The organism is Achromobacter mucicolens (assembly GCF_902859725.1).
GTDB lineage: Bacteria > Pseudomonadota > Gammaproteobacteria > Burkholderiales > Burkholderiaceae_B > Achromobacter > Achromobacter mucicolens.
In genome coordinates this window covers 58,882-81,127 of the sequence record NZ_CADIJP010000021.1, presented here as the reverse complement: position 1 = coordinate 81,127, position 22,246 = coordinate 58,882, and the positions used below count along the sequence as shown (strand labels likewise).

General features: G+C 66.1%; 23 protein-coding genes and 4 tRNA genes. 10 read left to right on the top strand and 17 right to left on the bottom strand.

The features are described 5' to 3' along the window. Positions 1-20 precede the first annotated feature (20 nt). On the bottom strand, positions 21-689 hold the full coding sequence (locus tag HV786_RS23015) for a FadR/GntR family transcriptional regulator (protein WP_062839193.1): 669 nt from the start codon (positions 687-689) through the stop codon (positions 21-23). Positions 690-881: 192 nt separating this feature from the next. Here HV786_RS23015 and HV786_RS23010 point away from each other — a divergent pair, with 192 nt between their 5' ends. Both HV786_RS23010 and HV786_RS23005 read left to right on the top strand, forming a co-directional pair. Then, positions 882-1,751: a fumarylacetoacetate hydrolase family protein gene (locus HV786_RS23010; protein WP_128828709.1), complete on the top strand. Its 870-nt coding sequence runs from the start codon at positions 882-884 to the stop codon at positions 1,749-1,751. A gap of 70 nt (positions 1,752-1,821) precedes the next feature. Continuing rightward, the gene (locus HV786_RS23005) at positions 1,822-2,802 is read left to right on the top strand and encodes a tripartite tricarboxylate transporter substrate binding protein (protein ID WP_128828710.1); all 981 of its coding nucleotides are present in this window, start codon (positions 1,822-1,824) and stop codon (positions 2,800-2,802) included. Between the two features lie 46 nt (positions 2,803-2,848). On the opposite strand, the gene HV786_RS23000 is transcribed toward HV786_RS23005, so the two are convergent. Genes HV786_RS23000 through HV786_RS22980 form a run of 5 tightly spaced genes read right to left on the bottom strand, consistent with a single transcriptional unit; the run spans position 2,849 to position 7,865 of the window. After that, the gene (locus tag HV786_RS23000; protein WP_175211904.1) at positions 2,849-4,342 is read right to left on the bottom strand and encodes a class I adenylate-forming enzyme family protein; all 1,494 of its coding nucleotides are present in this window, start codon (positions 4,340-4,342) and stop codon (positions 2,849-2,851) included. A 47-nt stretch (positions 4,343-4,389) separates the two neighbouring features. After that, a complete protein-coding gene (locus HV786_RS22995; RefSeq protein WP_062839197.1) occupies positions 4,390-5,124 on the bottom strand; it encodes a CoA-transferase subunit beta in 735 nt (244 codons plus the stop codon). Then, positions 5,117-5,950, bottom strand: a complete 834-nt coding sequence (locus HV786_RS22990) for a CoA transferase subunit A (RefSeq protein ID WP_128828711.1) — start codon at positions 5,948-5,950, stop codon at positions 5,117-5,119. The genes HV786_RS22995 and HV786_RS22990 overlap by 8 nt, the downstream gene beginning before the upstream one ends. Before the next feature lie 29 nt (positions 5,951-5,979). Beyond that, positions 5,980-6,699: an enoyl-CoA hydratase/isomerase family protein gene (locus HV786_RS22985; RefSeq protein ID WP_128828712.1), complete on the bottom strand. Its 720-nt coding sequence runs from the start codon at positions 6,697-6,699 to the stop codon at positions 5,980-5,982. Continuing rightward, on the bottom strand, positions 6,696-7,865 hold the full coding sequence (locus HV786_RS22980) for a CaiB/BaiF CoA transferase family protein (RefSeq protein WP_128828713.1): 1,170 nt from the start codon (positions 7,863-7,865) through the stop codon (positions 6,696-6,698). Before HV786_RS22980 ends, HV786_RS22985 begins: the two co-directional genes overlap by 4 nt. Positions 7,866-8,176: 311 nt before the next feature. Between HV786_RS22980 and HV786_RS22975 the strand changes: the two genes are divergently transcribed. Together HV786_RS22975 and HV786_RS22970 are read left to right on the top strand one after the other, a co-directional pair. Next, complete coding sequence (locus tag HV786_RS22975) at positions 8,177-9,145, top strand: Bug family tripartite tricarboxylate transporter substrate binding protein (RefSeq protein ID WP_175211903.1); 969 nt, start codon at positions 8,177-8,179, stop codon at positions 9,143-9,145. Further along, the gene (locus tag HV786_RS22970; protein ID WP_175211902.1) at positions 9,142-10,809 is read left to right on the top strand and encodes an FAD/NAD(P)-binding protein; all 1,668 of its coding nucleotides are present in this window, start codon (positions 9,142-9,144) and stop codon (positions 10,807-10,809) included. The genes HV786_RS22975 and HV786_RS22970 overlap by 4 nt, the downstream gene beginning before the upstream one ends. Here HV786_RS22970 and HV786_RS22965 read toward each other — a convergent pair. Together HV786_RS22965 and HV786_RS22960 are read right to left on the bottom strand one after the other, a co-directional pair. Beyond that, positions 10,709-11,473 carry an IclR family transcriptional regulator gene (locus HV786_RS22965; protein WP_056323557.1) on the bottom strand — a complete coding sequence of 255 codons (765 nt, stop codon included), beginning with the start codon at positions 11,471-11,473 and terminating at the stop codon, positions 10,709-10,711. The genes HV786_RS22970 and HV786_RS22965 overlap by 101 nt on opposite strands. A gap of 81 nt (positions 11,474-11,554) precedes the next feature. After that, positions 11,555-12,169: a cysteine dioxygenase family protein gene (locus tag HV786_RS22960; RefSeq protein ID WP_128828714.1), complete on the bottom strand. Its 615-nt coding sequence runs from the start codon at positions 12,167-12,169 to the stop codon at positions 11,555-11,557. A 169-nt stretch (positions 12,170-12,338) separates the two neighbouring features. Between HV786_RS22960 and HV786_RS22955 the strand changes: the two genes are divergently transcribed. The 3 genes from HV786_RS22955 (at position 12,339) to HV786_RS22945 (ending at position 14,220) form a co-directional block, all read left to right on the top strand. Further along, the gene (locus HV786_RS22955) at positions 12,339-13,163 is read left to right on the top strand and encodes an SIR2 family NAD-dependent protein deacylase (RefSeq protein ID WP_175211901.1); all 825 of its coding nucleotides are present in this window, start codon (positions 12,339-12,341) and stop codon (positions 13,161-13,163) included. Between the two features lie 110 nt (positions 13,164-13,273). Beyond that, entirely contained in the window at positions 13,274-13,876 is a 603-nt protein-coding gene (locus HV786_RS22950) for a helix-turn-helix domain-containing protein (RefSeq protein WP_128828716.1), read from the top strand. Between the two features lie 95 nt (positions 13,877-13,971). Continuing rightward, positions 13,972-14,220 carry a hypothetical protein gene (locus tag HV786_RS22945; RefSeq protein WP_172802127.1) on the top strand — a complete coding sequence of 83 codons (249 nt, stop codon included), beginning with the start codon at positions 13,972-13,974 and terminating at the stop codon, positions 14,218-14,220. A 10-nt stretch (positions 14,221-14,230) separates the two neighbouring features. Here HV786_RS22945 and HV786_RS22940 read toward each other — a convergent pair whose 3' ends face one another. After that, entirely contained in the window at positions 14,231-15,115 is an 885-nt protein-coding gene (locus HV786_RS22940) for a LysR family transcriptional regulator (RefSeq protein WP_128828717.1), read from the bottom strand. Positions 15,116-15,245: 130 nt separating this feature from the next. Here HV786_RS22940 and HV786_RS22935 point away from each other — a divergent pair, with 130 nt between their 5' ends. Continuing rightward, positions 15,246-15,842: a short chain dehydrogenase gene (locus HV786_RS22935; RefSeq protein WP_128828718.1), complete on the top strand. Its 597-nt coding sequence runs from the start codon at positions 15,246-15,248 to the stop codon at positions 15,840-15,842. Between the two features lie 124 nt (positions 15,843-15,966). Here the strand turns inward: HV786_RS22935 and HV786_RS22930 are convergent. Then, positions 15,967-16,043 (bottom strand) — tRNA-Arg (locus tag HV786_RS22930). A 164-nt stretch (positions 16,044-16,207) separates the two neighbouring features. On the opposite strand from HV786_RS22930, the gene HV786_RS22925 reads away from it, so the two are divergent. Continuing rightward, positions 16,208-16,441 carry a DUF3079 domain-containing protein gene (locus tag HV786_RS22925; RefSeq protein WP_128828719.1) on the top strand — a complete coding sequence of 78 codons (234 nt, stop codon included), beginning with the start codon at positions 16,208-16,210 and terminating at the stop codon, positions 16,439-16,441. Positions 16,442-16,678: 237 nt separating this feature from the next. Here HV786_RS22925 and HV786_RS22920 read toward each other — a convergent pair. The 3 genes from HV786_RS22920 to HV786_RS22910 form a co-directional block, all read right to left on the bottom strand. Next, positions 16,679-16,755, bottom strand: a tRNA-Arg gene (locus HV786_RS22920). A 137-nt stretch (positions 16,756-16,892) separates the two neighbouring features. Then, positions 16,893-16,969: transfer RNA gene (locus HV786_RS22915), tRNA-Arg, on the bottom strand. Positions 16,970-17,040: 71 nt separating this feature from the next. Beyond that, the gene (locus HV786_RS22910; protein WP_252870197.1) at positions 17,041-17,274 is read right to left on the bottom strand and encodes a DUF2199 domain-containing protein; all 234 of its coding nucleotides are present in this window, start codon (positions 17,272-17,274) and stop codon (positions 17,041-17,043) included. Positions 17,275-17,346: 72 nt separating this feature from the next. On the opposite strand from HV786_RS22910, the gene mnmH reads away from it, so the two are divergent. Next, entirely contained in the window at positions 17,347-18,393 is a 1,047-nt protein-coding gene (mnmH, locus tag HV786_RS22905; RefSeq protein WP_128828721.1) for a tRNA 2-selenouridine(34) synthase MnmH, read from the top strand. 128 nt (positions 18,394-18,521) lie between these two features. Here mnmH and HV786_RS22900 read toward each other — a convergent pair. From HV786_RS22900 to HV786_RS22885, 4 genes are all read right to left on the bottom strand, one after another. Further along, positions 18,522-18,614 (bottom strand) — tRNA-Ser (locus HV786_RS22900). A gap of 89 nt (positions 18,615-18,703) precedes the next feature. Further along, positions 18,704-19,969: an aspartate kinase gene (locus HV786_RS22895; RefSeq protein WP_056323526.1), complete on the bottom strand. Its 1,266-nt coding sequence runs from the start codon at positions 19,967-19,969 to the stop codon at positions 18,704-18,706. 164 nt (positions 19,970-20,133) lie between these two features. Then, positions 20,134-21,120 carry a tRNA lysidine(34) synthetase TilS gene (gene tilS, locus HV786_RS22890; RefSeq protein ID WP_420809655.1) on the bottom strand — a complete coding sequence of 329 codons (987 nt, stop codon included), beginning with the start codon at positions 21,118-21,120 and terminating at the stop codon, positions 20,134-20,136. Positions 21,121-21,265: 145 nt separating this feature from the next. Then, complete coding sequence (locus HV786_RS22885; RefSeq protein WP_056323524.1) at positions 21,266-22,231, bottom strand: acetyl-CoA carboxylase carboxyltransferase subunit alpha; 966 nt, start codon at positions 22,229-22,231, stop codon at positions 21,266-21,268. Positions 22,232-22,246: the final 15 nt, after the last annotated feature.

Sequence of the window (22,246 nt, the reverse complement as noted above, 5' to 3'; positions counted from 1 at the left end):
CGCCCCAACCATGCCCTGCCTCAGCCCAACAAGTTCTCCCTGACGTGCACCAGATGCCGGCGCACCGCCGCCATCGCGCGGTCTGCGTCGCGGTCATGTAGCGCCTCGACGATTTCGCGGTGTTCGGCCTGGTAGGCCGCGCGCCGCTCGGGGGTGAGGCTCTTGCGCTTGAGCGCACCCCAGGTGGCCTGCGAACGCGCCGCGGTCATCAACGCGAAGACCTTTTCGATGAAGAGATTGTGCGTGGCCGTGGCCATCAGTTCGTGCAGCTTCGCGTCCCACACCTCGAACGCTTCAAAGCTGGCCGCGGCCTCCGCCTCGTCACACGCATGCTGCATGGCGGCGAAATCCGCCGGCGTGCCGTGCTGCACCACCAGTGCCGCAATAGCCGGTTCCAGCACCAGGCGCGCGGCCATCAGTTCGGCGGGGCTGGTTGACAGCACTTCGCCACGCAAAAACGCCTCAGTCTGCGCCAGCGTCGAAGGCGGGTTGGCGTAGGTGCCGCTGCCCACGCGCTGCGAGATCAGTCCGTCGTCCTTCAACTGCGCCAGCGTGCGGCGCACGGTAGACCGGCTGAGGCCGAATTCCTCGCTCAACGCGCGCTCGGTCGGCAGGCGATGTCCGGCGGGCCAGACGCCCGACTGCAGGTTTTCGATGATGACCGCCCGCATGGCGGAGGCTTTGTCCATGAGGACTCCCGGATGAATGCCGCGATGATACCAAATCAGTCCAATAAATTCCTGCTTATCCGGCAATAAACGGATTCGCCTGCCGAGAATTTTGGTTTATCCTGCCGAACAGCACCAATTGGGCCTGAATTATTCAAATTGGTATTTTTTGGTATTTCATCAACGGGCGGCGTAAGCCCCGCAGGAGCAAGCATGAAAATCGCGGTATTTCGAGTCAATGGTGAGCGGCGCGTGGGCGTGGTCTCGGACGACGGCAGCACGGTTACCGCGCTGGACTTCGCGCCCGAACTGGCCGCGGCCGGCGCCCTGACGGCGGTGCGGTGGATGGCCGAGGGCCGCGCCCTGCCCGCCCAGACTGGACCGTCCTATCGCTGGGATCAGGTCGAGCACGAAGCGCCCCTGCCGGCGCAGCCGCGCAACCTGTTCTGCGTGGGCCGCAACTATCACGCCCATGCCAAGGAACTGCGCGACTCCGTCTTCAAGGACAACGACGCCAACCCGGAGTCCTGGCCCATCGTCTTCACCAAGGTGCCGCAAACCGTGGTGGGTCCCTGGTCCGACGTGACGCTGCCCACCGGCATTTCCGACAAGATCGACTACGAGGCCGAACTGGCCGTGGTGATCGGCAAGGGCGGGCGCAACATCTCCCGCGCCGAAGCCATGAGCCACGTCGTCGCCTACACCGTGGTCAATGACGTCACCGCGCGCGACGTGCAGATGCGCCACCAGCAGTGGGACCTGGGCAAATCCTTCGACACCTTCTGCCCGATGGGTCCGTGGCTGGTCACTGCCGACGAACTGGACGGACGCAACACGCGCGTGCGCTGCTGGGTGAACGGCGAGTTGCGCCAGGATGGCAACACGGAAGACCTGATCTTCGACATCCCCACGCTCATCGAAACCTGCTCGCGCGGCATCACGCTGTATCCCGGCGACGTCATCGCCACGGGCACGCCCGCTGGCGTGGGTCAGGGCCTGAATCCGCCGCAATTCCTCAAGAGCGGGGACGTCGTCCGCATTGAAATCGACGGCATTGGAAGGATCGAGAACCGATTCGTCTGACGCCCGCGCCAACGAGCGCCGGTCAATGAAACCGGCGCCGCGCAGCACGAAAGCCCATAAGGAGTGAGACATGAAACTGCGCTGCAAACAGGTGGCCGCGGCTGCCTTGCTATGCCTGAGTGCGACGGCCACGATGACCGTGCTGGCCGCCGGCTATCCCGAACGCCCCGTCACGCTGGTGGTGCCCTTCCCGCCCGGCGGCGTGGCCGACACCATCGCCCGCCCGATTGCCCAGGCCTTGGGCGACAAGCTGGGCCAACCGATCGTCATCGAAAACAAGGGCGGCGCCGGCGGCGCGATCGGCATCGGCCAGGCGGGCCGTGCCAAGCCCGATGGCTACACGCTGCTGATGAGCCTGTCGTCGATTTCCATCCTGCCCGCGGCTGATCGGCTGCTGGAACGCAAACCCGCTTATCAACTGGACCAGTTTGTGCCGATCGCCCGCATCACGGCCGATCCCACCGTGCTGGTGGTGCGCGCGGACGCGCCCTACAAGACGCTGGACGAATTTCTTGAGGCGGCCAGGAAACAGGGCGGCAAGCTGAGCTACGGCAGCTCGGGCATCTACGGCACGATGCACGTGCCGATGGAAATGCTGCAGAACGCCGCCGGCATCAAGATGATGCATGTGCCCTTCACCGGCGCGGGTCCCGCGGTGCAGGCGCTGGTCGGCGGGCAGGTCGACGCCCTGGCCACCGGCCCATCCAGCGTCATGCAGCTCATCCAGGCCGGACGTGTGCGCCCACTGGCGCATTGGGGCGATGGCAAGCTGGAGAGCCTGCCGCAGGTGCCCTCGCTCAAGTCCAAGGGGTTTGACGCCAGCTTCGTGCAGTGGTCTGGCATCTTCGCGCTGGCCGGCACGCCGCCCGCCGTCATCGACAAGCTGCGCGATGCCGTCAAGCAGATCGCGGACGATCCCGCGGTGCAGGCGCGCATCGCCGGCACCGGCAGCCCGGTGCAGTACCTGGACGCGCCGGCGTTCGACGACTACTGGAAAAAGGACTCCGCTTCGCTGGAAGTGGCGGTCCAGCGGATCGGCAAGGTCGAATGACGACTGGAACGTAGAGTCAATCGGGGGGCTTCACGCCCCCCTTTTTTCATTGCACCGTTTCGCGCCCCGCCGCCTGCCGGGCCAGCGCCTTGCGGTCCACCTTGCCCACCGCGTTCTCCGGCAACCGGTCGACCCAGATCACGTCGCGCGGCACGTAGATCCGGCCCAGCCGCGCCAGCACCTCGGCCTGTATCGCGGCCGCGTCAGGCGGACAGTCGCCATTGCCCTGCACGAAGATCACCGGCGTCTCTCCCAGATCCTCGTCCGGCGCCCCCACCACGCAGCAGGCCGCCACGCCGGGCATCCCCGTCACCACGCCTTCGATGAGCGCGGGCGAAATGTTCTCGCCGCCGCGGATGATGACGTCCTTGATGCGGCCGGTGATCATCAGATAACCCTGTGCGTCGAAGCGGCCCAGGTCGCCCGTGCGCAACAGACGCGGCGCCCCCGCGTCCGCACTGTCCACGCCCAGATAGCCCAGCATCAGGCTGTCGCCCGCGATGCAGATCTCGCCTTCGGCGCCTGCCGGCGCCAGGCTGCCGTCGGACAGGTGCAGGCTCACGTCCTGCCCTTCAAGCACCGTGCCCACCGATCCCACGCGCCGCGCCGCGGGCGGATTCATGGTGGACGTGCACGTGGCCTCCGACAGGCCATAGGACACGACCAGCGGACACCCGAGGAAGGCTTCGATCCGGCGGTGCAAGGCCTCGGTGATGGGCGCCGAGCCGCAACGGGCAAAGCGCAGGCCGGCCAGGCTGTCCGGATCGAACGTCAATTCCAGCATCCGCGCATACATCGTCGGCACGCCGGTGATGATCGTGGGCCGGAAGGCGGCCAGCAGACCCGGCATGTCCTGCGCGCGGAACCGGCCGGCCAGCGCCACGCTCGCCCCCGCCAGCAGCGGCGTGAAGATCTGATTGTTGAGCGCGTTGGTGTGGTGCAGCGGCATGACGTGCAGCAGGCGATCGCCGGGCGTCAGACCCGTATGCGCCAGAACGCCGCGCGCGTTGTTCACGATCCCCCGGTGGCTGAGCAGCACGCCCTTCGGGTTGCCGGTGCTGCCGGACGTAAAGAGCAGCAGCCCCGGGGCCTCTGGCGCGACATCCGCGCCGGACCAGTCCTGCCCGCCCTGCGCGATCTTGGCCGCATCGAGCACGCGCGCCGCCGGCAGGCCGCAGCCGCGCGCGGTGGCGGCGTTGTCGTCATCGGCCAGCATCCATGTCAGCCCCACTGCCGCCACGCGCCGCGCGGTTTCCTCAACCGACAGCCGCGGCTCCAGCGGGCACGGGCATGCGCCCGCCGCCATGACACCCAGAATGGCCAGCACCTGCGCCAGCGAGCGCTCCATCGCCACGCCGACGTAGTCGCCGGGCGCAACGCCGGCAGCCCTCAGGCCGCCCGCGGCCTGCCCCACCCGACGGCGCAGGTCCGCGTAATTGACGGTTTCCTCGGCGGTCACGAGCGCGGGGCGCGCGGCCCATTCCGGCTGGTCCCACAAGCGTGCAAACGCCGCCACGACCGTGGCATCGGCAATCGACATGACTGATTCCCCCTGTACCGGGCTCGTTGTGATGGGTGGATGCGCGATCAGCGCAGCGCGACGGCGGCGTCGCGTTCGAACTGCCCGTCCGCGTCCAGTTCGCGCAAGGCAAGGGCTTCGCGCTCAGTCGGCGGTTCGGTCGGACCCGCGCCGGCGGCGTCGAACTCAAAGCCCGTGCGCTCGCGCACCTCGGACAGGCTGGACTCCGGATGCCAGGATTGCAGCGCCAGCCGGCCGTCGCGTTTGATGAACACGGCAATCGGCGTGACCACCCCATGAAAGCCGCCCCACGACGTCATGAAGTCCAGCTTGGGCACGAACGTGCGGCGCGAATGCTCGGTGCGCCAGGTGCAGGCGCGCCGCGCCGTGGGCAGCATGACCGCCCCGCCGCCGCCGCCGGGCAGGCGGACCTTGGGTTCATGCCAATCGCCAATGCACGAGTTGTTGGCGCAGCCCGCGCCGTCGATCTGCGCGGCGCCCAGAAACGTCAGGTCCATGCGGCCGCGCGTGCACAGGTCGTAGAAGTCTTCGTTCGAGAAGATCGACGCCGTGTGCTCGGCCAGCACCGGATCGGAGCTGGACAACGGAATGTGCGAGGGCCGCGGGTTCACGCCGCCGGCCACGTTGATGTAGACGAAGTCCCAGTCATACGCGCGCTTGGCCAGCAGGCAGGCCAGCATGGGCATCGTGGAGTTCACGCCGCTGAACGTGATTTCATCGGGGCGGATGAAGCGCGCCAGATTGGTGACGATGTACGAAAAGCCCGACCATTGCTCAGCCATGATTTCCCTCCCGCGCTTCGGGCGCCGCAGCCAGGTGCGCGCGCAGATCGCTGTTCTTGTCCATGTAGGTTTCCACCGCCGGATAGTCGATGGCGTAATCGGGCCAGCAGGATCCCGGCCACGCGCCCCGCGGCACGACCGCATAGGCCTGCACCATGAAATACGGCACCAGCGTGGATTCGGGCTGCGCTTCGAACACGGCGCTATCCACCTGCTTTTCAGCCACGACCAGCACACTGCCGGCGGCGCGCGACATGATCCGGTCCCAATGCGCGGTGCCATGCACGCGCACGTTGCCCTGCGCATCCACCTCCGACGCCTGGATCACCGCGAAGTCCGGCCGGATCGCGGGCACTACCCACGTCTTCTCGCCGCTGCCGTACGGGTCTTCCAGGCATTTCCAGCCGTTCAGTTCCGGCAGGCCGCTGCCATGCAGGCCGCCGCAGGGCTGAAACGGCACGCCGAAGGCCGCCGCGCGCAGGCACGCAGTCAGGCTGGCGCAGGCATGTTCCTCCAGCTCGATCTCGTGGCGTTCCACGGCGCGCCGGTACCAGGGCGCCAGACCGAAGTTGCCCTCCATCGCGACGATGCCCGCGCGCACGCGGCGCAGCACGCCCGCCCGGCACAGGATGTCCACGTCGTAGCCCGGCGACTGCTTGATGAGTTCGAGATCGCGCTTTTCCTGGCGGATCAGTTCACGCACGAACGCAAACGGTCCGCGATGCAGGAAGCTGCCGCCCAGCGCGATCGATGCCCCGTTGGGCACCAGCGCCGCCAGTTCCTGCAAGCTGCACTGCTTGTTCTTCTGATTGAATCCTGAAGCCATTGTCTTCCTCCCTGCTTGATGGGACGCGCCTAGCGCGCCTGCAGATATGCCGCCACGCGGTCCTTCAGCCCCGGCGCCGATGCCGAGCGCACCAGCCGTGCCAGGTCCGTGTCCGGGGTCTCCTGCGACAGCGCGGCGTAAAGCTGCACGCGGCTGTCGTCTGTGAGCGTGCTGGCGGTTTCCAGCGCCTCGTCGCCGATCCGCGTCCAGTCGGCCGGCGGCGCAAGCCGGCTGGCAAAGCCGTCGCGCAATGCGTCTTCGGCATTGAACGTGGCGGCCTGTTCAAGCACCGCGCGCGCGCGCTCGGCGCCCACCAGCGAGGCAAACCGCCGCGTGCCCAGCACCAGTCCAAACTTCAGACCGGGCATCCGAAACGTGGCGTCCGGCGCGCTGACGCGCCATTTGCAGGCCCCGAACACATCCACGCCCGCGCCGAAATTGCGCCCGTGCGCCAGCGCGACGGTCAGGCACGGCGAGGCCGCCAGCCGCTGCAGCAGAGTTTCGATCCGCACGAAGCGCAGCAACAGATCGCCTTCGCTCTGCGTCTGCCAGTCGCCGAAGTCAAAGCCCGCGCTGAAATTCTTGCCTTCGCCTTGCAGCACGATGACCTTGGCGCCCTGGCCTTCGGCCTCGTCAAGCGCCGCGATCAGCGCCTCGACCAGGTCGGCCGATAGCGCATTCATCTTTTCGGGACGCGCCAGCGTCAGCACGTGGCGCGGCCCTTGCCGGTCGATACGCAGGACACTCATGCCGCGCCCCCCTTGCCGCCCGCACGCAGCGGCCCCAACACTTCGTCGTTATGTTCGCCCAGCGCCGGGGGCCTGCGCCGCAGCGCCGTCGTCTCGCCGTCGAACCGCACCGGCAGGCCGAACGTGCGCGTCTGCACGCCGTTGGGCAGCTCAAGCGGCTGGACCCAGCCCATGTGCGCGACCTGCGGATCGTCCAGCACCTCGGAATACGTGTTGATGGGCGCGCACGGCACGCCGGCCGCGCGGAAACGCGCCAGCCATTCCTGCGCCTCGTGTTCCGCAAAGATCGCTTCCAGGATGTCGCGCAGCGCGGTCTGGTTGCGCGCGCGGGCGCTGGTGTCGGTAAAGCGCGGATCGGCCAGCAGGTCGTCGCGCCCCACCGTGGCGCACACGGCTTTCCACAGCGCCTGGTTGCCGGCGGCCATGCCGAAATACCCGTTCTTGCAGCGAAACGCCTGATACGGCGCGTTGCGCGGGTGCGCCGAGCCCAGCTTGACGGGATCCTTGCCGCTGCCGAAGAACTCGGACGTCTGCAAGGCAGCGATGCCCAGCGTCGCGCCCAGCATCGGCACGTCGATGTGCGTGCCCTGCCCGCTTGCCTGCGCCGCGCGCAGCGCAGACGCGATGGCGAACGCGCCATACAGCCCGGCCGAAAAATCGGCCAGCGGCACGCCGCATTTGACGGGTTCGCCGCCGGCCTCGCCCGTCACGCTCATGATCCCGCTCATGGCCTGGATGGTGAGGTCAAAGCCGCCTTCCTGCGAGCGCGGTCCGGACTGGCCGTAGGCGGAGATCGAGCAATAGACCAGGCGCGGATTGGCCTCGCGCAGCTGCAGGTATCCCAGGCCCAGCCGATCCATCACGCCCGGCCGGTTGTTTTCGATGAGCACGTCGGCGCGCAGCGCCAGCTCGCGCGCCAAGGCCACGTCGCCGGGATCCTTCAGGTTCAGCGTCACCGAGCGCTTGTTGCGATTGAGCGAAGCGAAGTTCTCGCTGTAGCCATCAGAGATGGGCGGCCAGCTGCGCAGCGTATCGCCGCCTTCGGGGTGCTCCACCTTGATGACGTCCGCGCCCATGTCCGCCAACAACATGCCGCAAAAGGGTCCCGCCGCGACGTTGCAAATCTCCAGCACTGTGATGCCGGTTAGCGCCGAACTGGGTGTCATGTCTGACCTCTCGTTATGAAAATTCAATATTTGGGATAAGAAAAACAGTATAAGACGCGGCCTTCAACGGTGGCATCATCCAGTCCGACCCAGACGGGAAGTCGTTGATTTCCTGGCGAAGCCTAGTGCAATCCCTAGGTGTCGCGGTTAATTGTTGACCAGCATAGCACCGTGTGGAATTCTACGTAAACCATTTATTGGAACGTCGATCCTATATTTTAGGATTTATTAAAAGAGGACTGCAGCGGTCAAGTCGCCGGCGATACGCACGGCGCCTGTCGCATGCTGGCCCATCCACCGAGGAGACTTGCATGAGACTGTTGTGGCGTATTGCCTTGGCCAGCACGGTGCTGGCGCTGTCGGCCAATCCCGCATCCGCGGACAACTGGCCAACGAAACCCGTGCGCATGGTGGTGCCGTTTCCGCCGGGCGGTGCAACGGACGCCGCCGCGCGCATCTATGCGCAGCATCTGGGAGACTTTCTCGGCCAGAGCGTGGTCGTGGAAAACAAGGCGGGAGCGGGTGGAGAAATCGGCGCCGAGTTCGTCGCCAAGTCCGCGGGCGACGGCTACACGCTGCTGATGGGCGCCGTGGGCAGCCATGCCATCCACGCGGCCATGCCCGACAAGCCGGGCTACGATTTCGGCACGGCCTTCGTCGGCGTGTCGATGGCCACCAGCATGCCAATGGCCGTGGCGGTCAACAGCAGCAAGATCTCCGCCAAGAACGTGCAGGAACTGATCGCGCTGGCAAAAAGCAAACCCGGCACGATCACGTTCGGATCGGCCGGCCCGGGCACCTCGCAGCACATGGCGGGCGAACTCTTCCAGGCGGTGACCGGCACGCGGCTGATGCACGTGCCTTACCGCGGCAGCGGACCGGCCATCACGGATCTGTTGGGCGGCCAGATCGACATGGTCATCGAAACCTTGCCCGCCCTCTTGCCGCAAGTTGCCAGCGGCAAGATCCGCCTCTTGGGCGTCACGACCGCCAAGCGCGCCACGGCGCTGCCCGACCTGCCGACGCTGATGGAGCAAGGGGTGAAGGACTACGCGGTCGCCACCACGTACGCCCTGCTCGCGCCGGCGGGCACGCCGCCCGCGGTCGTCGAGAAGCTGTCGGACGGCATGCGCCGCGCCGCCGCGATGCCCTCCGTGCAGCAGGCTGCCTTGAAGCTCGGCGCCGACGCCATCGCAACCACACCCGCCGACACCAGCCGGATGCTCAAGCAGGAAACCTCGCGCTGGGCCGACGTGGTGCGCCTGTCGGCGGCGAAATGACGCGCGCCCCCGCATCGGGCCGGCCGGCCGCAATCGACCTGGCCATCGTCGGCGGCGGCTCGGTCGGCGTCAGCTTCCTGTATCAGTTCCTGCTGGCGCTGCAGGCCGCGCCAGCCGCACGGGACACGCGGCCGCCGGTGATCCATCTGTTCGAACCGCAGGCTGTGCCTGGCCCGGGCGGCGCATACCAGGACGACCTGCGCAGCAACCTGCTCAACATCCCCGCCGGCAACATGTCGGCGCGCGCCGACCATCGGCTGGACTTCGTCGACTGGCTGCGCGCGCAGGATGCCGGCTGGCTCGGCGGCTACGGCGTCACCGCGATCGATCCCGCCGACTTTCTGCCGCGTCCGCTCTTCGGCGCCTACATGGGCGCGGTCTACGAACGCTGCCGCCAGCTCGCCCGGTCCCTGGGCGTGACGCTGGAACACGTGCGCAGCCGCGTGCACCGCGTGGCGCCGCAACCGGACGGCGGCGCGATCATCCAGCCCGAAAACGGCGCGCCGCGCCACGCGCGTCACGCCGTGCTGTGCAACGGCAACCTGCCCTCGCAGGCGTTTCCCTCGCTGGAAGGCGTGGCCGGTTACTTCAACAGCCCGTATCCGGTGTCGGCGCTGGCGCAGGACATCGCACCTGATGCGTCCGTGTGCATCGTCGGCACCAGCCTGAGCGCGGTGGACGCCGTGGCCGCACTACAACAGGCCGGACACCAGGGCCCGATCCTGTGCGTGTCGCGCAACGGCCGCTTGCCGTCCGTGCGCAGCCCGCACAACCGTCCGCCGGACACGCTGCAACGTCTGAGCCGAGACGGCGTCCTGGCCCTGGCCGCTCAGCACGGCGGCACGCTGACGCTGGACATCATCTGGCAAGCCCTGCGCGACGAAGTGCTGGCGTTGCAGGGATCTCTGGACCTCGACGAGGTGCTGGGCATGGACGGCGACGCGCGATCCGCGCTGGAAGACGAGATCCGCCGGTCTTCCGCCGCCCCGCGTCCGTGGCAGGCGGTGGCCGCGGCCACCAACGCGGCGGTGGACCAGATCTGGCACTTGCTGCCCGACACCGAACGGCGCCGCTTCCAGTCGCAATGGCGATCGCTATGGATGGCCCGGCGCGCAACCTTTCCCATGCGCAACGCCTTGAAGCTGCAGGCACTGTTCGGGGCGAATCAACTCAGCGTTGCGGCGGGCTTTGCCGGCTGCGAACACGATCCGGCCAGTGGCCTGTTCCGCACGCAGCTGCGCACGGCGGGCGGCCAGATCGAGCACCTGAGCCATCATCTGATCAACGCCACGAGCTTCTCGGTGGACGCAGAGCGCACGGACGATCCGCTGGTGTCTGAACTGCTGCGCGAGGGCCATGCGCAGGCCGATCCGCACGGCGGACTGACGCTGGACTACGACACGGGCTGCCTGATAAATGCCGACGGCCAGCACGTGGCTGGCGTCTCGGTGCTGGGCAGTCTGGCCGGAGGCACCTACTTCTGGACCACGTCCATGGACGTCAACGCCCGCCTGGCGCGGGATCAGGCCGAGCGGATTGCGGCCACCCTGCGCGCCACGCCCCTCACTGATCCAGAAATCCGCGGCGATAGCCCATTCCCTGAGAGATGGACTGCGCACAGGCCGCCACATCCGGCGCAAGCTGCTTCATCCTGGCGGCGCTAAGGCGGTCCAGCGGCCCGGAGATCCCGACCGCGGCCACGGGCTGGTCCAGGCTGTTGAACACCGTCACAGCCAGCCCGCCCACCCCTTCGCGCCACTCTCCGCGGTTCACCGCGTAACCGGCGCGCGCGATCTTGCGCAGCTCGTCTTTCAAAAGCGGCATGGACACGATGGTGGACGGCGTGTGCCGCACCATCTGCTCCGCGTAGCGTTCGACGTACCCCTCGGGCTGATAGGCAAGCAGCGCCTTGCCGGTCGCCACCGCATAGGCGGGCGCGCGGCCGCCCACCATCGAGTACGCGCGGATGGGCTGCGGGCTGTCGATCTTGTCCACGTACACCACGTCAAAGCCATCCAGCACCGACAGGTGCACGGTCTCGCCCGTCTGGTCCGCCAGCGTGCGCATGTGGGGCGCGGCCAGTTTGCGCACATCCAGTTGCGCCAGTTGCCGCGCCGCCAGTTCGAAAAGGCGCACGGCCCCGCGGTAACCGCCGCCGTCGTCGTCCTTGATCACGTAGCCGGCGTGTATCAGCGTCTGCAAGGTGCGATGCGTATTGCTGCGGGTCAGACCCACGCGGGCCGCCAGCGCGTCGATGGTGCGCGGCGGATTGTCCACATCGGTCACGGCTTCCAGCACCATCAGCCCTTTGAGCAGCGTCTTGTCCATTCGTGATTTTTCCTAATATTTAGGACGGGAACATAGCACGGGACGCGGTGCGGGAACAGCAAATTCCGCCCGGCGGAGACGCTAGCCCAGCGTGGCGCGCACGGCGGCGGACCGATCCCACAGATTGGGCAGGCTGGGCGACGAATAGCCCGATACGAACGGCTTGGCCTGGCCGGTATCGGGGTCATACACGTGACGCGACACCGCGCCGATATTGCCGCCATACAGGTGCACGCTGATGGACACCCTATCGGGATAGGCATTGGACACGCGATGGATGTCGCCCTCGGCCGGCGACAGGCGCTCGACGTCGCCCGGGCGAAGCGTCGTAGGTTCGCCCGCCAACGCCAACCGGCCGTCCGCATCACGCGTGAACCGCTGATTGATCTCGGCGCCGCGCAGCATGCCCACATAGCCCCAGACCTCGTGATCGTGCACGGGCGTGGACTGCCCCGGCCCCCAGACAAAGCTCACCAGCGAGAAACGCTCCAGCGGATCGCAATGCAGCAGGTACTGCTGGTAGAACTGCGGATGTGGGGCGGTACAGGCGTCGGGCAGCCAATCGTCGTGACCCACCAGGTCCGCGAACACGGCCGCCAGCTCGGGGCCCTGGTCCAGCGCCTGCGGCGAAGCCAGCCGCGTCGCAGTGGCAATAAAACGGCGCAGCCGTTCCAGGCCGGTGTTCGATTCAGGCATTCTCAGCTCTCCAACGCGGGATGAAATCCCAGATTGAAAAAACAGTATCCACGATTCGGGACGCCGACGCACGCGCGTACCGCTTGCTGGCCCGCGCGGCGCCGTGTTCCCGCCCTTGACAGCGCCTTGCCAGCGCGTGCAGCGTATCGAACTGTCTGCAAGGTTGGAAATGAAAAACACGCATCACGATATTCCGCCCGCGCTCGCGCAGGCCCTGCGCAGCGCGCGCCGCGTCGTCGTATTCACGGGCGCAGGGGTGTCCGCCGAAAGCGGCATCGCCACGTTCCGCGATGCCCTGACCGGGCTCTGGTCGCGGTTTGACGCCCAGACGCTGGCCACGCCCGAAGCATTCCGCGAACATCCCGACCTAGTGTGGGGCTGGTACGAATGGCGGCGCGCGCAGGTCCTGCGCGCCGCACCCAACGCCGCACACCACGCCATCGCAGCCCTGGCGCGCCATGTCCCGGAGTTGGCCGTCATCACGCAGAACGTGGACGACCTGCACGAGCGCGCGGGCAGCCGCGCGGTCACGCATCTGCACGGCAGCCTGCATGCGCCGCGTTGTTCGCACTGCGGCGCTCCACAAGCGTTTGCCACCGACCTGCCGCAAGAGTCCGACACCGGCCGGCGCCTGGCGCCGCCCGCGTGCACGGAGTGCGGCGCACCGGTACGGCCCGGCGTCGTCTGGTTCGGCGAAAGCCTGCCCGCGCAGGCCTGGCGTGACGCCACCCTTGCCGTGCAGCAGTGCGACCTGCTTTTCAGCATCGGCACCTCGTCCCTCGTGTATCCCGCGGCCGAACTGCCGCGGCTGGCCGTCGCGGGCGGCGCCACGGTCGTGCAGGTCAACCCGGCCGCAACGCCGCTGGACGCGATCGCCCATCACAACCTGCGCGGCGCCGCGGCCCAGATCATGCCCGCCGTGCTGGCGGCGGCGCAATTCACGCTTGGCCTTCCGGCCACGCCGGCAACACCGGGCGGCCGCGAGGTTTTGTGAGCATCCGTGGCGTCCAACCACACGCCTATGACACTTGCGCGACACTTCCAGGAAAACCCTCAAATTCACCATTACATCCGCGCTATACAGTGGTGTAATGGGTTTCGCTTGTGGAGATGATCATTCCGTTTTCCTGGAGACTTCCTGACGTCTTCGTACGTTCGCCGGACGGTGTGCTGCACCGTGTGGTGCGCCACGCCACGACCACGGAAACCATCGCCAAGCTCGAAGGCATGCCCAGCAATACCCACCTGGATTGCGAATGCAAGCTCGACAACGGCGAAACGCTTTGCTGGATGGGCAACGACAAGTACCGCCAACTGAACGGCGGCGCCATCTTTCTTGCCGTCACGGCACACACCACACCCCGGGGCGAGTCGCAGCGCAGCGGCGCGGTCCCGGGCGATGAAAAGGCGGCATCCGCGCCGCACGCCTCAGGCAAGAAGATTGCTGGGGCCAAGGCGCGCCTGCCGCCAGCTGTAGTCAATCTAAAAACCGGCAACGATTGGAGCTTGATACGCGCCTGGCGCGAGCATCTGAACATCAGCACTGCTGACATGGCTGCCCGGCTTGGCGTCGATCACTCCATCTATATCGAGTTGGAACGGCCGCGCCCGCGGCCCCGGCAGGTCATTCTTGACCGCGTGTCGCAGGCCCTGGGCGTATCGCCAGACCAACTGGATGATTCATTGTTAGGAGGACAGTTTCATTAGCGTCGCGCGCAAGGCATTGCCTCGCGCTCCCGCCGTGAATTGTTCAGACGACTTTGGCGCCGACACCTGACGGCCCGCGCATGGAGGTATTGAATATGCTCGGCACCGCAAGACGATTGACCGATGTGCTCGCCACATCGCCGGATGGCACGTTGTATCGCATCGAACGTTTCGTTTCCGATCCCGATGCGTATTCCGCGCTGGGCACGCCACGCTTTGACCCGAAGACGCACTGCGTCTGCCGCACCAGCTCCGGTGAAAAGGTCGCGTGGCTGGGCGGCCAGACCTATCAGCTTCTCAAGAGCGGCACATCCCTGACGGCGGTGGACCGACGACGCGCCTGATGCCCTACCGCTACTGTGCCAACCGCGTCACCACGAAATCCACGAATGTCGTGAGTTTGGGCGGCGCCTGGCGATCCTTTGCATACAGCAACGTGATGGGCCGGGCGACCGGCCAATAAGGCTGCAGGATCGGCACCAGGCGGCCGGCGCGCACGTCGTCGGTCAGCAGCAGTTCGGGCTGCAGGACGATGCCAAAGCCGGCCAGCGCCGCCTGCCGCAGCGCCTGCCCGTTGTTCGACACGAACCGCCCCGTGGGATACCCCATTTCCCCGCCCTCGTCCGTGCCCAGCCGCCAGCCCGTGCGCCGGCTCCAATGCGAAAAATCCAGGCACTGATGCCGTGCCAGATCGCCAGGCGTGGCGGGCGTGCCATAGCGCGCCAGATACGCCGGCGCGGCGCAGACGATCATCTGATAAAGCCCGATGCGCCGCGCCACGAGCCCCGAATCCGCGGGCTCGCCAATACGCAGCGCCACGTCAAATCGTGACGCCACCACGTCTTCCACGCTATCGCTCAACGACAGTTCCACGCTCACGTCCGGATAGATCGACAGGTAATCGGCGATCACCGGCGCCAGCGCGAATGACCCGAACGACACTGACGAAGTGATCCGCAGATGGCCGCGCGGGGCCGATCGCAGCGCCTCGGCGCCTTGCTCCGCATCGCGAATGTCCGCCAGGATGGCTTTGCAGCGCGCGAAGTAGGCCTGGCCCGCCTCGGTCAGGCTCTGGCGGCGCGTCGTGCGGTTCATCAGCCGCAGTCCCAGCCGGTCTTCCAGCCCCTTGACGTGCTTGGCGGCCATCGCGGGCGACATGTCCAGCCGCGCCGCGGCAGCCGTCAGGCTGCCCAGCTCGACCACCGCCACGAAGACTTCCATGCTAAGCAGGCGATCCATGGATTCCGTACCCTGAGTGTTGACTGATCCGACAATTCTAGGATTTTTCTTGCGGAATGAGACGCGCAGAATGCGTTCATGCGCTGGCGGCCCCGCCGGCGCCCCCCAACGGCATTCCACGGAGAACCTCATGAAGATCATCCTCATCGGCGCAAGCGGCACGCTCGGCAGCGCAGTCGCGCGCGAACTGGGCCAACGTCACGACATCATCGCGGTGGGCAAGCGCCGCGGCCAATATCAGGTCGACATGACCCGCAGCGACAGCATTCGCGACCTCTTCGAACGGGTCGGCAAGGTCGACGCCATCGTGTCCGCCGCCGGCAGCCTGCACTTCGGCCCGCTTGCCGACATGACGGCGGATCAGTTCAAGATCGGGCTGCATGACAAATTGCTGGGCCAGGTCGACCTGGCCCTCATCGGCCAGCACTACGTCAACGCGGGCGGCTCGATCACCCTGACCAGCGGCATTCTGAGCGACGAGCCCATCCGCTATGGCGCCAACGCCGCCGCCGTGAACAGCGCCATCGACGGCTTCGTGCGCGGCGCGGCAGTGGAACTGCAAGGGATCCGCATCAACGCCGTCAGCCCCACCGTGTTGCAGGAATCGCTGGACAGCTACGGCCCCTACTTCCAGGGTTTCGAGGCGGCCCCGGCCAGCCGCGTGGCGCTGGCCTTCAGCCGCAGCGTCGAAGGCGCGCAGACGGGACGCGTGTACCGCGTGTGGTGATCCGCGCCAGTGATCCGCGCCACGAAAAAAAGCGGCTTGATGAATTCATCAAGCCGCTTTTCGCGTCCGCATTGCTGCGGTTTTCCTGCGGAAACCACGCTGTGCAGCATGATCTCGAATAAGTTGGCGCGCCCGGCAGGATTCGAACCTACGACCCCCTGGTTCGTAGCCAGGTACTCTATCCAGCTGAGCTACGGGCGCCCCGAAAGAGGCGTGTTTATAACACGAAAGAATCGCACCATGCAAATCGACCGCGTTTAAATCGGGAGGCGGCACAGGTGGCGACCCCGCATTTGCGCGATGTCAATGAATCGCAGGCCCCGACAGCAGTACGCTGAGTTCAACAAGAACAACAGGCAGACAGCATGGCCAAGAAGTTTCCCCTACACCCCAAACACCCCGAACGCATCTGCTGGGGCTGCGACCGCTACTGTTCCACCGACTCCATGGCCTGCGGCAACGGCTCTGGCCGCACCATGCACCCGGCGGAATCGCTGGGCGAAGATTGGTATCTGTTCGGAGACTGGGGGTTGGACGACGCGGACGAAAAATCGAAGGATACAGAGAAGGAAAGCGCGGAAGAAAGCGCCGCGCATTGATCGGCATTGATTGGGCAGGAAGCCCGGCACTGCCGCCCTGCACATTTACGACGTTGCCGTGCGGCGCAAGCCAAGCACAAGCACAAGTATTAACGGCAACCGGCACTACAGAACCACGCATAAAAAAAAACCGCGCGCCAAAACAAAAAGGCCTTCGATGCAAGATCAAAGGCCTTTCCATTTTTACTGCAGTTTTCTTTGCCGCATTCACATCGCGATGTTTAAACCGTGATGGTTTGGCGCGCCCGGCAGGATTCGAACCTACGACCCCCTGGTTCGTAGCCAGGTACTCTATCCAGCTGAGCTACGGGCGCTCCGGCAAAGAGGCAAAATTATATCAGAATAATCGTGCCATGTTTGTAGTGATACATAACTTCTCTTCACTACAAACTCTGCTTTTTCATCCGTTTCGCAGACATCTGCGCATACCGCAAACAACCGCGAAATAACTTGGCGCGCCCGGCAGGATTCGAACCTACGACCCCCTGGTTCGTAGCCAGGTACTCTATCCAGCTGAGCTACGGGCGCTTGAAAAAGCAAGCCTTGAATAATAGCGTTGTTTCGAAGGTTGCGCAAGTCGGATGGCACGCGGGGCCCGTCTACCCCGGGCCCGTCTGTCCATGCATCAGCAGCGCGTCGATCTGCGCGACACGGCCTGTCGTGATCCCCTCCCGCTGCTCAACAGCCAAGGGATGGCTCGTCGCCTCCCGTTCGATGTACGGCCGGATGCCATCGTCACCGAGATGCACGTGCGTCTTCAATCCAATTGCGTCCGGATACGGATCAAGCCGCGTCGCGAGCCAGCCGAACAAGGGCGGCGTGTGCGACCGCATCAGTTGCCCTCCAACCCGTCGCCCCCGCACCGCATGCGAAAATCTTCCGATTCTTCCACCGAGGCGGTCTTCGTGAAACACCTGCTTGTCAGCCTGGAAAGGCTGCATGATTTCGACGAAATCATCGATGTGCGCACGCCGCTTGAATACGCCGACGACCACATTCCTGGCGCCTGCAACGCACCGGTGCTCAACAACGAAGAACGCGCGCTGATCGGCACGATGTACAAGCAGGTCTCGCCGTTCGAAGCGTCCCGCGCAGGCGCGGCCCTCGTCGCGCGCAACATCGCCCGCCATCTTGAGACCACCTTCGCGGACCGCCCGCAAGGGTGGCGTCCGCTTGTGTATTGCTGGCGCGGCGGCAAGCGTTCGGGATCGATGACGCTGATGTTCAATATGATCGGCTGGCGCGCCCGGCAGCTCGACGGCGGCTACAAGACCTACCGGCGCGCCACGCTGGACGACCTGCAAACGCTGCCGCAGCCACTGCGCTTCGTCGTGCTGACCGGCCCCACCGGCAGCGGCAAGACGCGGCTATTGCACGCCTTGCGCGAAGCGGGTGCGCAGACCTTGGATCTGGAAGCGCTTGCCTCGCATCGCGGCTCGCTGCTGGGCGCATTGCAGCACGCTGAGCAGCCCACGCAAAAGCGCTTCGACACGATGCTGGCGGTGCGACTGCGCGAATTCGATGCCAGCCAGCCGGTGTTCATCGAAGCCGAAAGCCGCAAGATTGGCGCGGTGGAAATTCCCGCATCGCTGCTGCGCGCCATGCATCACGGCCAATGCATTGACGTTCGCGCCAGCCGCGAAGACCGCGCGCGCTTCCTGCAACAGGATTATGCGCAGCTCTTTGACACGCCGGATTGGCTAAAGGCGCAGTTGCAGCGCATGGTCGGGCTGCACAGCCGAGACACCATCAAGGGCTGGATGACATTGGTGGACGAAGGCCGCCGCGAAGACCTCGCGCGCGAACTCATCGACCGACATTACGACCCGGCGTACGCGCGCAGCTCGCAGTCGCACTTTGTGAATCTGCCACGCGCCGAGCGGCTGGATTTCCGCCCGAATGACGCCGATGTAGTCGAGCAGGCGCAAACGCTGATCGACAGGCTGGGGTGAATCGCAGCGCGCCTTGCTTTAAGCCGGCACAACTGCGGCCCGCAGTGGACCGCACAAAACAAAAAACCCGCAGAGCAATAAGCTATGCGGGTCTTGAGGCAACCTTGTGTCACTGGTGCAAGTGTCTTTGGCGGAGACGGTGGGATTCGAACCCACGATGCAGTTTTTAGCCACATACTCCCTTAGCAGGGGAGCCCCTTCAGCCTCTCGGGCACGTCTCCGAAAAGAGAACGAGATTCTAGCACGATTTTTTTGGCTCTCGCCCGCGTTTCGGGCATTCACGCAAAAAAATCGTGCCGGACCTGATTCGTCAGACCTTGGTGGCGGGCGCCTGGTCCAGACCGAAGGCCTTGTGCAGCGCGCGCACGCCCAGTTCCATGTACTTGTCGTCGATGATGACCGAGGTCTTGATTTCGCTGGTGCTGATCATCTGGATGTTGATGCCCTCTTGCGAGAGCGTCTGGAACATCAGGCTGGCAACGCCGACGTGCGAGCGCATGCCGATGCCGACGATGGAGACCTTGGCGACCTTTTCGTCGGTGGACAGTTCACGCGCGCCCACGGCGGGGATGACTTCGCGCTTGAGCAAGTCCACGGCGCGCGCGAATTCGTTGCGGTTCACGGTGAACGAGAAGTCGGTCGTGCCGGCCACGGACTGGTTCTGCACGATCATGTCGACGTCGATGTTGGCGGCGGCGACGGGGCCCAGGATGGAGAATGCGATGCCGGGTTTGTCGGGAACGCCCAGCAGGGTGATTTTGGCTTCGTCGCGGCTGAAGGCGATGCCGGAGACAACGGCGGCTTCCATTTTTTCGTCTTCCTCAAAAGTAATCAGCGTGCCCGAGACCATTTCTTCCTCGAGCGGGATAAGGGGGTCGGTCAGCGAGGACAGGACCCGGACCGGAACACGATACTTGCCGGCGAATTCGACCGAGCGGATCTGCAGGACCTTGGAGCCCAGCGAAGCCATTTCCAGCATTTCCTCGAAGGAAACGACGGCCATGCGGCGCGCTTCGGGCACCACGCGCGGATCGGTCGTGTAGACGCCGTCCACGTCGGTGTAGATTAGGCATTCGTCGGCCTTGATGGCAGCCGCCACGGCCACGGCCGAGGTATCGGAGCCGCCGCGGCCCAGCGTGGTGATGTGGCCGTCGGGGTCGATACCCTGAAAGCCCGTCACGATGACCACGCGGCCGGCGTCCAGGTCGGCGCGCACGCGGGCGTCGTCGATGGACGTGATGCGGGCTTTCGTGAACGACGAATCGGTGCGCACGGGCACTTGCCAACCGGCATAGCTGCGCGCGGGCACGCCTTCGGCCTGCAAGGCAATGGCCAGAAGGCCGCTGCTGGCTTGCTCGCCGGTGGCGGCGATCATGTCGAGCTCGCGGCCGTCGGGCTGGGGCGAAATCTCGCGCGCCAGACCCAGCAGACGATTCGTCTCACCCGCCATGGCGGACGGGACAACAACAACTTGGTGGCCGGCGGCGTGCCACTTTGCGACGCGACGCGCCACGTTTCTGATGCGCTCGACCGAGCCCATCGAAGTACCGCCATATTTGTGAACGATCAGGGACATCTCGTACTCTGGCTGGACACCCGCCGCAAGTGTTGACGGGCAAAACCATATATTCTAGCGCGACGGTAAAAATTTGCGCAGATTGCGCAAATTTATGTCCATTCCGCGCGCAAAATCGCTGGCAACTACGTTGAAACCGGCGATCCCGCATCGCCGCGCGCCAATTACGAATCCGAACCTTCCCGGGGCTCGACCCACACGCGGCCGCGATGGCACCGGACCACGTGGCCGGCCTGCTCCACCCGCAGCTGCCGGTCGTGGCCCAGGCTGTGCAGCCCCCGCAACTGCCGCAACAGATCGGCCATGCGCGCATCGGTCGGCATGCGGGCGCCGTTGCGCGCCAGCCAATGGCGCAGCACATGCGCCTGCCGGGCGGGCGACAGACCGCGCCACGCCTGTAGCGAAAAGCTCACGCCGTCAGGGCTGGGGTCCAGCCGCGCAAAATCCTCGGCCGCCACTTCGTCCAGGATCTCGGCCGCCTCGGCCATGTGCCGCGCATGGCGCGCGACGATGGCGCGCCAGCCGGGCCAACGCGCATCCAGAACAGGCGCCAGCAATTCGCGCAGCGCGGCGCGGGTGTAACGCGGATCGGCGTTGGTGGGGTCCTGCACGGCGCGCCAGCCGATGGCGGCTTCAAGGTCGTTCGCCGCGCGCAGGATCTCGCTGCGATCCCGCTCCAGCCACGGCCGTAAATAAGTCACGCCATCGCGCTGCGCCACCGGCGCCATGGCGGCCATGCCGGCCAGCCCGGTGCCGCGCAACAGGCGCAGCAGCACGGTTTCGGCCTGGTCGTTGCGGTGGTGGGCAAGCAGGATGTGACGGACGTCGTGCTGACGCGCCAACCCGGCCAGTGCGGCATAGCGCGCGTCGCGCGCGGCGGCTTCGATGCCCTTGCCGGCGGCCGGCTCCACCTGGACGCGCGCTTCATGCAGCGGCAGCGCAAGCCGTGCGGCCAGGTCCTGGCCATGCCGCGCCCAGGCGTCCGCCTGCGCCTGCAGGCCGTGATGCACATGGAAAAGCAGCACCTCGATGCCAAGCGCAGGCGCAACCGCGGCTGCATGCACAGCCAGCATGGCCGAGTCCGCCCCGCCACTGAAGGCGACGGCGATGAGGCGCGGGCGCTCGGGCAAGGCCGTGAGCGCCTGACGCAACGCCGCGGCAAGCGCGGCGCAAAGAGGCAAGGAGAAACTGCCGCCCGCGTCGGCCCGAGGGGAGATGCCGGGCGGCGGGACGTCGGTCATGGCAGAGGGCGCGGGGGCCGCGGCGCCGGCAATGAGGGCCGGCGCCCTGCCCGCTTTACGCGCGCACTTCCTGGAAGGCGCCGTACGAGAGCACGCGCTGCACGCGCTGCTCGACGAGCTGTTCGGGCGTCAGGCCCTGAAGCTGGCGCAGGGCGTCGCCGAGCGCGCGGCGCAAGAGGCGCGCCATGACGCGGGGGTCGCGGTGGGCGCCGCCCACGGGTTCGTTGACGACGCGATCCACCAGGCCCAGGTCCTTGAGGCGCGGCGCGATGATGGCCAGCGCATCGGCGGCCTCGGGAGCCTTGTCGGCGCTGCGCCAGAGGATCGAGGCGCAGCCTTCGGGCGAAATCACGGCATAGGTGGCGTATTGCAGCATCAGCACGGCATTGCCCACGGCAATGGCCAGCGCGCCGCCCGATCCGCCTTCGCCGATGATCGTGCAGATCACCGGCACCTTGAGTTCAGCCATGGCGTACAGGTTGTGGCCGATGGCTTCGGACTGGCCGCGCTCTTCGGCGCCGATGCCGGGGTAGGCGCCGGGGGTGTCCACGAACGTGAAGACGGGAATGCCGAATTTTTCGGCCAGGCGCATCAGGCGCAGGGCCTTGCGATAGCCCTCGGGACGCGGCATGCCGAAGTTGCGCGCGGCGCGCTCTTTGGTGTCGCGGCCCTTCTGGTGGCCGATGACCATGCACGGCGTGCCGTTAAAGCGCGCCAGGCCGCCCACGATGGACTGGTCGTCGGCGTACATGCGATCGCCATGCAGTTCATGGAAGTCGGTGAACATTTCGCGCACATAGTCCAGCGTGTAGGGACGCTGGGGGTGACGCGCGACCAGCGCCGTCTGCCAGGGCGTGAGCTTGGCGTAGATCTCCTTGGCGAGCGTCTGGCTCTTCTGCTGCAGACGTCCGATTTCATCGGAGATGTCTACTGCCGAATCGGCCTGCACATAGCGCAGCTGCTCGATCTTGTTCTCAAGCTCGGCGAGCGGCTGTTCAAATTCCAGAAATGTATTGCGCATGTAGTGTGGTTCCGT